This window comes from Affinundibacterium danionis (assembly GCF_042432465.1).
Taxonomy (GTDB): Bacteria; Pseudomonadota; Gammaproteobacteria; order Burkholderiales; family Burkholderiaceae_D; genus Undibacterium; species Undibacterium danionis.
On sequence record NZ_JBHLXJ010000002.1, the window covers coordinates 594,784 to 607,233 of the forward strand.

General features: G+C 44.4%; 10 protein-coding genes. 4 read left to right on the forward strand and 6 right to left on the reverse strand.

The genetic code is table 11. The features are described 5' to 3' along the window. Nucleotides 1–3 precede the first annotated feature (3 nt). Nucleotides 4–2,019 carry a ribonucleoside triphosphate reductase gene (locus ACFFJH_RS02660; protein ID WP_390209843.1) on the reverse strand — a complete coding sequence of 672 codons (2,016 nt, stop codon included), beginning with the start codon at nt 2,017–2,019 and terminating at the stop codon, nt 4–6. 484 nt (nt 2,020–2,503) lie between these two features. Here ACFFJH_RS02660 and ACFFJH_RS02665 point away from each other — a divergent pair, with 484 nt between their 5' ends. Beyond that, on the forward strand, nt 2,504–2,905 hold the full coding sequence (locus ACFFJH_RS02665) for a hypothetical protein (RefSeq protein ID WP_390209846.1): 402 nt from the start codon (nt 2,504–2,506) through the stop codon (nt 2,903–2,905). 254 nt (nt 2,906–3,159) lie between these two features. Continuing rightward, nucleotides 3,160–5,427: a TonB-dependent receptor plug domain-containing protein gene (locus ACFFJH_RS02670; protein WP_390209848.1), complete on the forward strand. Its 2,268-nt coding sequence runs from the start codon at nt 3,160–3,162 to the stop codon at nt 5,425–5,427. Nucleotides 5,428–5,680: 253 nt separating this feature from the next. On the opposite strand, the gene ACFFJH_RS02675 is transcribed toward ACFFJH_RS02670, so the two are convergent. Genes ACFFJH_RS02675 through ACFFJH_RS02690 form a run of 4 tightly spaced genes read right to left on the reverse strand, consistent with a single transcriptional unit; the run spans nt 5,681 to nt 9,420 of the window. Further along, nucleotides 5,681–6,409, reverse strand: a complete 729-nt coding sequence (locus ACFFJH_RS02675) for an ABC transporter ATP-binding protein (RefSeq protein WP_390209850.1) — start codon at nt 6,407–6,409, stop codon at nt 5,681–5,683. Beyond that, nucleotides 6,402–7,625: an ABC transporter permease gene (locus ACFFJH_RS02680; RefSeq protein WP_390209853.1), complete on the reverse strand. Its 1,224-nt coding sequence runs from the start codon at nt 7,623–7,625 to the stop codon at nt 6,402–6,404. Before ACFFJH_RS02680 ends, ACFFJH_RS02675 begins: the two co-directional genes overlap by 8 nt. Then, a complete protein-coding gene (locus ACFFJH_RS02685; RefSeq protein ID WP_390209855.1) occupies nt 7,622–8,815 on the reverse strand; it encodes an efflux RND transporter periplasmic adaptor subunit in 1,194 nt (397 codons plus the stop codon). The genes ACFFJH_RS02680 and ACFFJH_RS02685 overlap by 4 nt, the downstream gene beginning before the upstream one ends. Continuing rightward, nucleotides 8,812–9,420, reverse strand: a complete 609-nt coding sequence (locus ACFFJH_RS02690; protein WP_390209858.1) for a TetR/AcrR family transcriptional regulator — start codon at nt 9,418–9,420, stop codon at nt 8,812–8,814. The genes ACFFJH_RS02685 and ACFFJH_RS02690 overlap by 4 nt, the downstream gene beginning before the upstream one ends. A gap of 207 nt (nt 9,421–9,627) precedes the next feature. Here ACFFJH_RS02690 and ACFFJH_RS02695 point away from each other — a divergent pair, with 207 nt between their 5' ends. Further along, complete coding sequence (locus tag ACFFJH_RS02695) at nt 9,628–9,984, forward strand: carboxymuconolactone decarboxylase family protein (RefSeq protein WP_390209860.1); 357 nt, start codon at nt 9,628–9,630, stop codon at nt 9,982–9,984. A gap of 177 nt (nt 9,985–10,161) precedes the next feature. Here ACFFJH_RS02695 and ACFFJH_RS02700 read toward each other — a convergent pair whose 3' ends face one another. Next, nucleotides 10,162–11,109 carry a site-specific integrase gene (locus ACFFJH_RS02700; protein WP_390209861.1) on the reverse strand — a complete coding sequence of 316 codons (948 nt, stop codon included), beginning with the start codon at nt 11,107–11,109 and terminating at the stop codon, nt 10,162–10,164. A gap of 113 nt (nt 11,110–11,222) precedes the next feature. Here ACFFJH_RS02700 and ACFFJH_RS02705 point away from each other — a divergent pair, with 113 nt between their 5' ends. Beyond that, on the forward strand, nt 11,223–12,302 hold the full coding sequence (locus ACFFJH_RS02705; RefSeq protein ID WP_390209862.1) for a DNA-binding protein: 1,080 nt from the start codon (nt 11,223–11,225) through the stop codon (nt 12,300–12,302). Nucleotides 12,303–12,450: the final 148 nt, after the last annotated feature.

The following is a 12,450-nucleotide window of genomic DNA, read 5'->3' on the forward strand; positions in this document are numbered from 1 at the left end:
AAGTTAAACAAACTGATGTTGCTTACGAGCGATTAATTCTTCATCGCATTTTGGACAAAATTCATGCTGCCCACGAAGATATCCATGCTTAGGGCAAATTGAGAATGTCGGTGAAATAGTGATGTAGGGTAGGGTGAATCGACTAAGCGCCTTACGTACCAAATGGCGGCAAGCGTCGGCACTGCTGAGCGCCTCACTCATATACAAATGTAAGACCGTTCCCCCTGTGTATTTGCGTTGAAGATCATCTTGCAAAGTGAGGGCGGTAAATGGGTCATCTGTAAAGCCGACCGGTAATTGCGACGAGTTAGTGTAGTAGGGCATATCCTGGGTGCCGGCTTGCAAAATGGTGGGAAACTGTTTACGGTCTTCTTTTGCAAAACGATAAGTTGTCCCTTCTGCTGGTGTTGCTTCTAAGTTGTACATATGCCCGGTTTCATCTTGAAAGGCCAACATACGTCCACGTACATGATCCAATAAGCGAACGGCTATCGCGTGCCCTGTGTCGCTGCTGATATCGTGTTGATCGTCGGTGAAGTTACGTATCATTTCATTGATACCATTCACGCCTAAGGTAGAGAAATGATTGCGCAATGTGCCGAGGTAGCGTTTGGTGTAGGGGAATAGACCATTATCCATATGGCGCTGTATGACTTTGCGTTTGATCTCTAAGCTAGTTTTTCCTAACTCAAGCAACTTATCGAGGGCAGACAATAAGCTAGGTTCGTCGCCACGATGCAAATAACCTAACCTCGCACAATTGATGGTGACGACACCAAGAGAACCCGTTTGTTCGGCTGAGCCAAATAAGCCGTTACCGCGCTTTAGTAGTTCACGCAGGTCTAACTGAAGTCGACAGCACATCGAACGTATCATGTTCGGTTTCAACTCAGAGTTAATGAAATTCTGAAAGTAAGGTAAGCCATAACGTGCCGTCATTTCAAAAAGCAATTCTGCATTTGGACTATGCCAATCAAAATCCTCGGTGATGTTGTAGGTAGGAATAGGGAAGGTGAAGACACGCGCTTTTGCATCGCCTGCCATCATGACTTCGATATAAGCGCGATTGATGAGATCCATTTCTGCCTGTAAATCACCATAAGTGAAATCCATCTCAACACCAGCAATCACTGGTACTTGCTCACGTAAATCTTCTGGGCATATCCAATCGAAAGTCAGATTGGTGAACGGTGTTTGGGTGCCCCAGCGCGATGGTACATTTAAGTTGTAAATGAGCTCTTGTAGATATTGTTTAATGTCCTTGTAATCGAGCTTATCTTTGCGCACATAAGGCGCCATGTAGGTATCAAAAGAACTGAATGCCTGCGCGCCAGCCCATTCATTTTGTAGCGTGCCGAGAAAATTGACGATCTGCCCGATGGCGCTAGAAAAATGCTTGGGCGGATCAGATTCCACTTTTCCCGGAACCCCATTTAAACCTTCGTTTAGTAAAGTGCGCAAAGACCAACCTGCACAATAGCCTGCCAGCATATCAAGATCATGAATATGCAAATCGGCATTTCTGTGGGCTTGTCCTACTTCAGGTGGATAGACATGATTGAGCCAGTAATTAGCAATAACTTTTCCTGAAACATTGAGTATCAATCCACCTAGTGAATATCCCTGATTGGCGTTTGCATTAATACGCCAATCTTGTCTGTTTAGATATTCATTCATCGATAATTCAACATCGACTAGGGATTTGTTATCAACCCTTAGTTTCTGATGCTGTTCACGATAAACGATATAGGCGCGTAAGGTCTTTCGGTAGTTTGCTTCAAACAAGCATGATTCAACCAAATCTTGAATTTGTTCAACAGAAAGTGGCTGAGGTGCTGGAAATTTCTCAATGAGGCTGAGCACTTGCATCGTAATTTTGTGCGCTTGATCGGCTACAAATTCATTGCTTGCTGTACCAGCGCGTTTGATTGCAGAAGCTATTTTACTTGCGTCAAAGCTGACAACGCAGCCATCTCGTTTGATTACTTCACGATGCAGCAAAGGAAGGGTTAAGCTCATTTATGCTCCTTAAAACACAATATGTAGTGTGTTTTAAAGAATAGTAACTAAATGTAGTTAGGTCAACTGCTATTAACCCCAATCTTATTTTCATTGATTTGAGTCAAATCAGGAAGCGTAATCGACATGAGCACATAGCTTTTAATTGAAGTTATATCGCTTCACTTCGTTTTGTGAAGAGAGACTTGTGCCCGCAGTTACATTTAAAAATTTTTGTACTTCGAGGAAGTTTGAGCTGAGTAGTTCGGTACATTTGATCGACTTTAATGATCATTAATAGCAGATATTAAAGCCTAGTTTAAGGAAAGGATCACAAGAACGATTCATGATATTTATCATCCTTTCGAACAAATAAAGACCGTAGAATTAGGTCTTATCTGCATGTTGTGGAAACCGTGATCCAAACGGCTCAATCAAGAACCGAGTGTGGGTTTGATCGCCACTCTTATTTTTACTCAAGTTGTTTCTTATTTCGTAAGCTTCGATGCAAACCTTAGTACAACAACGCTCAGTTTTATTACGTTTAGTACAGCTATTGCTGCTGCTTTACGGATTGACTTTGGGTGTTGCAATCGTTTCTCCAGTTGTGAATCCCAAGATTCTCAATCTGGTTTGTACCAGCACTGGCTATAAATTTGTCGCGCAAGAAACTGGTATCAATGGTTTGGGTATTGACGAATCAACGGGCGCATCCATGCAAGGGCACTTACTTGATTGCTCTTTGTGTCTACCGTCGGGCATCTTACTAACGACATATTACGGTATAACTTATCACACGTCACATCGATATGTTTATTTGCTGCCACCTATTTCCGCAACTGGATTTTATTCATTTATCACGACGGTATTTTTTGCTCGTGGCCCACCTTCAAATTTCGCTGGCTAAGTGACGATTAACGCTTGATTGATTTCCTTTATTTAAGGAAATGCATTTCTATGATTGATCAACAACCGTTCATTACTATGACGAAGTTCAGGGTAATGAATGGATATCTCATTACGCCTCAATAGAACAATAAGAGTAATGGAGTGAGATATTTGTTCTGCCTGAAAAAAGGCAAACATTTTATCTCGTGACGAGTCCAATTTTTTGCGTAGCGTGCGCTACTGCCTACACATATCGTTCACAGGAACGTTCTTATGAATGTTCTTAACGAAGAATTTATTGAAGAACTAATTATGAATACGCTTTATCGAAAAAAATTAATTGTTTTGGCTATTGTCGCCACATTCACAAGCCAATTTTCTTTTGGCCAAGTCCCGCAAAGTGTCTCAAAGAAAAATCAAGTCCTTAGTCAAATCACTATTCGTGGCGAGAAGATTGCTGCACCTAACGTTGATGGAGAAAGTAAAACTGGGTCAGCGAGCATTTTGAGTGATACGGCGTCACTTTTAGAAAATATTCCAGGCATGAGTTTATATAAAGCGGGCGGACTTTCGAGCCTACCATCTTTACATGGTTTAGCAGATGATCGCTTGCGTATTCAGGTCGATGGCATGAACTTGATTTCGGCGTGTGCAAATCACATGAATCCGCCGTTATCGTATATCGATCCAAGCAATGTAGGGAGCATACAGGTACTGAATGGCATCGCCCCTGTCAGCAGTGGTGGAGATAGTATCGGTGGCACCATCAAAGTCAATTCCTCTGCCCCCGTGTTTGCCAATGAAGATCAAGGAAATATTTTAAAAGGGCAAGCCGGAGTCTTTTTTCGAAGTAATAGTCATGCGCGCGGCGCTAATGTGAACGCCAATTATGCGACACCCAGCTTCAGTTTGAACTATTCAGGTGCAGTTGCAAAAGCCGATAATTATCTGGCAGCGAAGTCTTTCAAATTGAATGGATTGTCTGCCTTAGGAAGCGTGACATCTGGCCGAGAAGTTGGTTCATCCGCTTACCAAAGTGAAAATCATGCATTAGGCTTTGCGATAAGGGGCTCCGATCAATTACTTGAATTGAAACTAGGGTTGCAAGATATTCCTTTACAAGGCTTTCCAAATCAACGCATGGATATGACGCGTAATCGTAGTGAGCAAATCAATCTGCATTATCGCCAGCAACTTGAGTGGGGCAATGTCGATGCACGGATTTATCATGAACACACGCAACATAGAATGAATTTTTCTGATGATAAGCAATATTGGTATGGTAATGCGCCTGGCATGCCGATGGAAACAGCGGGACACAACACGGGTGCGGTACTCAAAGCAAATTGGGTGTTGTCTGAGCGTGATAAATTGATTCTTGGCTCCGAATTGCAGCGATATCGCATGAACGATTGGTGGAATGCATCAGGTACGGGCATGATGATGGCACCGAATACCTTTATCAATATTAAAGATGGCGAACGTAATCGACTTGCTTTATTCGCTGAGTGGGAAGCGCAGTGGAGTCCTGCTTGGTTTAGTCAGCTCGGTGTGCGCAGTGAACGCGTCAGAATGGATAGCGGTGCCGTCGCTGGATATAACAATATGGCCTATGGTGATCCAACTTCCACCACATCTATTCCTGGCATCTTCAATCATAGTGATCGTCAACGCAACGATAATAATATTGATGTAAGCGCGGTATTTCGTTTTGCCCCAGATAGTAATTTCAGTGTTGATGGCGGCTATGCTTACAAGACGCGTTCACCCAATTTATATGAGCGTTATACATGGGCAAATAGTAATACCATGGTGATGAACATGAACAATTGGTTTGGCGATGGCAATGGCTACGTTGGTAATTTGCAATTGAAACCAGAGATTGCGCAAACGCTGAGTGCGACAATTCATTGGCAGAATTTTGTTGAAAGCGGAATTGAATTCAAGTTTGCGCCATTTTATACAAGGGTGCGTGATTACATTGATGCTGTCGCTTGTTCGTCCATTGGAAAAATTTGTGCTGCGCGTAAAGATGGTTTTGTTAACGTGAGTTTGAGTAATCAGCAAGCTGAGTTATTCGGAATCGATTTGTCGTTCGAAAAAACGCTCGCACAATCCCGCGATTTTGGAAAAATTCACGCGAAAGGCGGTATCAATTATGTGCGCGGAGAGAACACACAAACGCATACTGGTCTCTATAACATCATGCCATTGAATGCAAAATTCAGCTTGCAGCAGCAAATTGATCGATGGACAAATACCTTAGAGTGGCAGGTGGTCAATGCTAAATCTCATGTTTCAGAAATTCGCCGTGAGTTAAATACCTCTGGTTACGCATTGGTAAATCTGCGTGCAAGTTATGATTTTCAGCAGGGACGAATTGATTTTGGTGTGGAGAATTTAACCAATCGTTTTTATTCTTTACCCTTGGGTGGTGCTTATCTAGGACAGGGTGCTACGATGGGAATGGGCGTTCCTCATGGGACGACCGTGCCGGGAGTTGGACGTTCTATGTATGTTAGTGGCACATGGAAGTTCTGATTTGATTTATTGATCGGCATCTTTCAAAATGCGAACTGATGCTAACTGTATAGCGATACATTCTATGCAGAGTTGTCCTCATCAGTTAGTTTTTGATATCTAGTCGAGATTTGTGTTTTGAATTTTTAGACATCCCCATAGATGTGTGTCAGCACATCTATGGCCCCCCTTATTGTGCAAGGTCACATCATCGATAAATTCTGTAAGAAGTTTTCACGAGTCAAAGACAACGAAGTTGCGATTCATCGAGACCCTAAGCAAAGTTTCTGCCTTCTCCAGCTTCTTCATAAGTCACGCCGTCGCGTATGTGATAAATCCGCTTGAACGTGGGGATAATTTTTTCATCGTGAGTAACAACGACGATGGCGGTATCGAACTGTTTAGCCATTTGGTTGAGTATGCGGATGACAGCTAATGCGCGTTCACTATCAAGTGGTGCGGTTGGCTCATCGGCTAAGATGACTGGTGGTCGGTTGATTAATCCACGTGCAATCGAAACCCTTTGTTGCTCGCCTCCAGATAATTGGGATGGCATTGCTTTGGCTCTATGTCCTACATCCAACGCCTCTAAGAGTGCGACCGCACGTTGACGAGCTTCGGCATTGGCAGCACCTGCCAGCATTGGTAATAGAGCTACATTATCAGTGACATCTAAGAACGGAATTAAATACGGTGCTTGAAAAACAAAGCCAATCTTGTCACGCCTTAGTGCTCGTAAATCTTTAATATTCCATCCATTCTCATAGATCACATCTTGGCCTAAAATCATGCGCCCTGACGTCGGCTCAATGACGGCACCGAGACATTTTAAAAGGGTACTTTTACCAGAGCCAGATGGCCCCACCAGACCAACCACTTCGCCGGGGGCTACCACCATATTGACATTTTTTAAGGCATGGACTGCAGTATCTCCTTGACCATAGGTCTTGGTTAGATTCTCGATTCGAATACCTTTGCCTTGTGTGTTTAGTGATTTATCCACCAATGGCCTCCGCTGGGTCTACCTGTAAAGCAACGCGTATCGCGAGTAAGCTGGCTAACATACAAATCGCCATTACTGCAAAAAAACCACTGACGGCGTCGCTATTTTCTAGCAATACATATTTGGGGAAAATGGGTGCCCAAAATGTTGCTGATATTTTTCCTACTGCAAAACCGATAACACCCAAGGCTAAGGATTGCTGCAGAATCATGGTGGCAATTGTGCGGTTTTTTGTACCAATTAATTTTAGTACTGCGATCTCACGAATTTTCCCTATCGTTAGTGTATAAATAATGAAGGCAACAATCGCGGCACTGACGATCGCTAATATCACCAAGAACATACCAATTTGTTTGGCAGAGGTGGCGATTAATTTTGCAATCAATATGTCTTCCATTTGTACGCGTGTATAAACTGTTAAATGCTTCCATCGACGGATTGGCTCTGCAACACTTTCGGGATCGGTTCCAGGGCTTATTTGCACTAAAACAGCGTTAACGGAGTTGTTCATACTTTGTGACTGAATTACTGCTGCCAATAGCGTTGGCGTATTAGGTCGATTTAGTGCCGGATTTTGTGCGGTGCGTGCACGTTGCCGGACAATCGCATCGTTGTCTTTTAAAAATTGTGCCTCTTGCGCATCACGCAATGGAATGAAAATCATCGGATCGCCGCCGGACGACACCATGCGACGGGTCAGTCCGACTACCTGATATTGATTGCGGCGAATTTTGATGTTGTCTCCGAGTTGTAAGCCTGAAGAGATGTCTGCGATAGCTTCATAGTGATCACGCGTGATGTGTCTACCAGCGACTAGATAGGCTGGCTGTCCTGGTTGTGCAGGTGCGTTGGTAACGGTGCCGACAATCATCGCGCGAACCTCATTCGCCATATTTGTACCGTGCGCTTGGGTTCTACGTACTTGCATCGTAAGGTATGTCACATTGCTAGCTGCAGCTACGCCTTGCATGCCAAGTAGGCTGCGATAAGTGTCGTCATAAATACTCGATGCCTCTGCGTATGGCCCGAGGGTATCTTGTTGCACTATCCATAAATCAGCGCCGCTATTATCAAGCAGAGTTTTGGCATCATCTACCATGCCGCGATAAAGGCCTGCCATAGTGAGCGTTACACCTATTAACAGGCCAAGACCCATCCCAGTAAAAACGAATTTACCCCAGCTATGTAAAATATCGCGACTGGCCAGGCTAATCATTTGGATGTTCCGGCAAGTTGATCGACGACCTTAATTCGACTGGCTGTATTTAATTTTTTAAAACTGTGGACGACGATACGCTCACCTCCTTGTAATCCCTCTAGCACTTGGACGTTGCCAGCGAGGTCACTAATACCAATTTTGACCGGGACGAATTGCAATTTTTCCTGATTAAGTTTCCACACTCCAAGTTGCCCTTGTAAGCGTTGCAGGCTGGCATTCGGCACAACTGGCATGATTTTTTGCGATGGCATCACGACATTGACTTCAACTAATTCACCTATTGAGGGCAGTGGTTGCGGCAAATGACCAAATGAAATTTTCGCTAGCAGTTCTTCGGTAACCGAATCGGCATGCGGCTCAATACGGACGATTTTGCCGGGCAACGCAGAGGCTCGCGTATGTAAGGAGATTTGCACTGCTAGTGACGAAGTTAAACCGAAAGCTCGTTGCTGATCAAAACGTGCATTGATCCAAATTGAGCTCGGTTCCACTATCTCTAACACAGCTTGTCCAGCAACTACAGTGGTTGCTGGATCTATTTCACGACGCATCACGATACCATCCACGGGTGACAATAAGCGCAAATTTGATTTTTGGCGCGCCATGCCATCCCGTTCGGCGCGAGTGCGTTGTTGTTCATCACGCATTGCATCGAGGTTAGCTTGTGCAGCAATTGCATTTGCCTGCGCAATACGTAAGTCTTGTCGTTTTACTTCCATCGCTTCTTCACTGATAACCCGCGATGGCAGTAGTTGCTCATAGCGCTTCACCTGTAGCTCTGCAAATTTTTTACGTGCTTGCGACTCTTGAGTGTTTGCTTCAGCACCCAAAATATTCGCCCCTGCGCGTTTGACGCTCGCATCAAGCGCATGTATTTTTTCCTCAAAATCGATAGGGTCAATTTCAGCTAAAATTTGCCCTTGCTTCACTACATCACCAGTTTGTACTTCAACGCGCTTTACACGGCCAGCAACTGTGGGGCCGATTTTGTGTGTGTAACGCGCTTCTACAGTTCCAATGCCAAACAGGGAAGGCTGAATTGCACGCTTTTCGACATTGACAGCGGTGATGGTAATGGGGGCTAATGGTCCCGAACGCAGAAAGACAAAACCTAGTAATCCAAGCATCACGATCATGACAATGGCAAGTGCAGATTTGCGTCCATACTGTCGAATCACTCGTTTCATAGGGTACTCCTGAGGCCGCGTTCGTAAATAGAGAAAACTTCTGGCGCATCCAGCAGAATTTTTTGAAGATCCCCAGATAACAATGATTGCATTACCAAGCCTTGAATTGTGCCGATAAACAAAATGGCACAAGCTTGAGTATTAACATCTGTGGAAATCTCACCGACAGATTTTCCACGTTCTATGATTGCGTGTAGCCGTTCTGCGTATGCTTTAATTAAGGTTTGCGCTAAACGTTTTGCCGGTGTCATTTCTGCTTTTTGCAGCTCGCCAAATAGCATACGCGGCACACCTGGATGTTCAACGACAAATTCCAGATGGCTCGTAAACATGGCATACATCGCTTTCAATGGTGACTCAATACCCTCAGATGCTTTATCAATTCGCCCAAGAAGATGTTGGCTAACCCATTCCATCACTGCCTGCCAAATCGCATCTTTGGTTGGGAAGTGACGAAACAGAGCGCCCTGAGTTAATTGCATGTGTTGAGCAATGGCGGCGGTAGTGATATCGCCGGGATTCTTGGTGGCAGCTAACGCTATGACTGCTTCTACAGTGACAGCTTTGCGTTCATCAGCTGGGAGGTGCTTTGCATGAAATTCCACGATTCGACGTTCTTTCTTTTCTTTGGGAGCATCTTTGAATAAAGTAAGTAATTAGTTACTATCTTAATTGATTAAATGCAGATTGCAAGTAATTTCTATTCGATTGTTGAGCGGTTTGCGATGCCTCAATATCCCCTAAGAATATTACTTGTATCCAACTACTGCTGGGACATAATGTCGCCATCAACATCGATCAAGGAGCAATTTATGGATAAGAATTACCACGATATTACAAAGTCAATTTCTGCTTCATTAGCGACATTGCGGACAGATACGCCGGATGTCATGAGGGCCTTCTCGATGCTGGCACAAGCCGCAACTAAAGATGGTGCTTTGGATAAAAAGACGAAAGAACTAATCGCACTCGCACTGGGTATTGCCGCACATTGTGATGGCTGCATCGGCTTTCATGTGCAGGCTCTAATTAAACTAGGCGTCAGTCGCGCTGAATTTGAAGAGATGCTCGGTATGACCGTGTATATGGGCGGTGGACCATCATTAATGTATGCAGCGGATGCTCTAACTGCATTTGAGCAAATGTCGACCCCAATGGCGACTGAGTAAATTGGATTCGATGTTGACCTTGTTGTTAGATATTTCGGCTTTGATTCATTGATGGTTGCTAGACTATTTGGTGCGATTTTGGGAATATGATCGGTACGTGAGTATGACTAAATATGAGTTTTGTTAGCGAAACCATCCAGTTTAAATTAGTCGAATTAAAACAGTACATTTTTTTGACTATTTGTCGCCGTTCTTTAGGCCTGACTCTATACGTCTTTGAGAATATGAATCTGCAGAGTCTATATAGCGGATGGCGGACTGTATGTTCTTCCACCCGACATATTCCATCAAAGTCTTAATATCCCAGTGATTTGAACTTGCCCAATTAGCGAATCCACGGCGCAACGAATGCCCACTGTACAACTCAACATCTACGATCCCAGCTTTCTGCATTACCTTTCGAAAAATTGGCACTAGACTGTCTTGATTCAATCCATGTCCATCAATATGACCCCATCGATCAATCGCACGAAAAACTGGGCCTGAACTCAATTGAGAAACTTTTATCCATTCTAAGTAAGCCTCTACCGGACAAAGTCTAGAAAGGGCAGGCGTCTTAAAGCTAGTTCCCTTGTAATGACGATCACCTTTGGTCTGGGAAAGATAACAGGTCATCCCTTCGCCTTGAACGATCTCAATATACTCAATCCGCAATCTTGTTAGTTCGTCGCCACGAAAGCCTCGCCAGAATCCAACTAATAAAAGAGCCTTGTCGCGAACATAACGGAGCTCCTTTTGACGATCCCCGAACCGGCACGCCACGTCAATTGAATCATCTAACCATTTAACTACACGCTCAAGTTGATCGAGTTGTAATGGCTTCGCTTGTTTCTCTCTAGCAGGGTGGAGCGCTTGTATGCCTCGAAACACCTTGCGAACGACTGGTGATTTAGTGGGATCGGAAAAACCCTGTGAGATGTGCCATTGCGCCAATGCCACCAAACGCTGTCGCAGCGTATTGATTGCAAGTGACTCGGCATGGTCAACCAGGTAATTCGCAATACTATCCGCCGTAGCCGGTAAAAACCCACCCCATTCGACTTCAAAGTGACGAATTGCAGTTTGATAGCTTTGCCGCGTGTTGTCGCGGGTGGCTGCGTGAATGTATTGATCAATCTTACTCATGATTTTGATGATTACACACAAAATGGCTAATTTACCTTATTTTTGGTGCTTCACACAGGATAACTCTACATTATCCGCTATTAAATGCAATATAAATTCCCTTGTAATTCCTCATGAAATATTATGTAATTACATGGTATGTAATTTGTTACGATATTTCATGGAATGGCGATATGGCGCGAACTGGTTTATACAAATCGGAAGTGAAAAAGGCACGCGACGCCCTAATGGCGCAGGGGCGACATCCTTCTGTCGATGCAGTTCGTGTCGCGCTTGGAAATACCGGCTCCAAGTCGACCATTCACAAATATCTCAAAGAATTAGAGATGGAAGATGGCGGGATTGCCGAACGCAAGACCTCTATCAGTGAGGCCTTGCATGATCTGGTGGCGCGCCTGGCTGTCCAGCTGGAAGAAGAAGCCAATGCGCGGATAAACGAGGTACAAACACAAAGCACAGAGAATGAACGGCAGCTTAATGCATCAATTGCCACACTAACCACCGCCAATGAGGCATTAAGTGGCAAATTAAGCGCTGCCGAGGTCAGAAACCAAAGCGAAGTGGCAGCACACGCCAGAACCTCGGAATCGTTACAACGAGAAACAATTCTGCGCCACACGCTGGAACAACAGGTAGCTGATTTGAAAGAACGCCTAGGCGAAAACGAGGCGCACCGGCAATCTTTGGAAACCAAGCACACCCATGCGCGGGAGGCTTTAGAACATTATCGTGAGTCAGTAAAGGAGCAGCGCGACCAGGATATCAGGCGCCACGAACATCAAATTCAGCAGCTACAAGGCGAAATTCGCCACTTGCAGCAAAATCTAGTCCTCAAGCAAAACGAGATTACAGGACTCAATCAGGATGGTGCCAGATTAGTTACTGAGCTTTCTCAGGCTAAAAAGTCGATTTACGATCTGCAAAGTGCCGAGCGCAAGCATGTTAGTGAGATTGAGTCTCTTAAGGTCGCAGCGAGTCACATTCCGTTGCTGAAGTCTGATTTGGCGACAAAAGAAGCCGCAATAATTGAGCTAAGAAATCAATTGTCGGAAGTTTCCAAGCAAAACAATGAACTGAAGGCTCGATTTCATGAGCAACAATTGGAACTGGTCAAATCTTTAGCCGTGGTGGAAACCCAAAAAATGATCCTGACTGAATTGCAGGTACGCTTTGCGGACAAAAAGAAGGCGTAATCAGTAACGAGTGCATTAAAATGTATTAGCTCAGACCCGATCTGACAGTTACCAGTTTTTCTAGGGTGTCTGTCAGATTAGATTTGAGTCAAATTCTTTTCAACCCAAATCAATTTCCCTTCAAGCAAAGTATCCATTGGCGTTCTGC